This is a genomic window from Vibrio sp. 1401 (assembly GCF_033340295.1).
This window is the reverse complement of the sequence record NZ_JAWOWF010000523.1, coordinates 1-616: the sequence shown is the minus strand read 5'-3', so window position 1 is coordinate 616 and position 616 is coordinate 1. Positions and strand designations below refer to the sequence as shown.

Below are 616 nucleotides of genomic sequence, written 5' to 3'. Positions count from 1 at the left end.
AGTATTGATTGACCAATTTAAAGCCAAGAAAGACGTTATCGTTCCGGCGCTGGGTCGCCAAGTGGATGTCAGCGTCAAAGAGTGAGTCTCTGACAAATAACCTCAAAGGATAAGCACCATGACTTTTCGTCAAGAATACAATGGCTGTAAGTCATTTGGCTGCCCTAATTGCGGCGTGCCTGATCTCAGTTTGTATTCGCGCTCAAATCGGCTTGGCTACGACGCGTGGCATTGCCCTGAGTGTGGTGCTTATCCTCCGGTTTTGATTAACGAGCCGATACTCGCATTGGCTCATCAACTACAACAGCAAACCTTTGAGTTGAAGCTATTGCCTCATTGCGAATGCCGATTACCTGCTTGGCAACGTTACGGGAGAACCGCCGTCGGTAGCCCAAGAGTAAAGTGTCGCTGCTGTCAAAAAACCGCAACGCTGCTGAACCCGAACAAAGAATCCCACACACTCCAACCACTGCTTGATGCTCTATTGGCCGAGGTTTCACCTAAAGATTTACAGTATAAACTGGGCTTAAATCATCGCCGTTTTTCACAATCTCTTGAGCGTTTAGCAAGTATGCTGGACACTTTTAGTCGCTTATACGAACGTCACTTATCGTTC

General features: G+C 47.2%; 1 pseudogene. It reads left to right on the top strand.

Features of this window, described 5'->3' with window-relative positions:
• Positions 1 to 118: 118 nt before the first annotated feature.
• A pseudogene (locus tag R7Z77_RS26615) lies at positions 119 to 616 on the top strand (hypothetical protein); the annotation flags it as partial.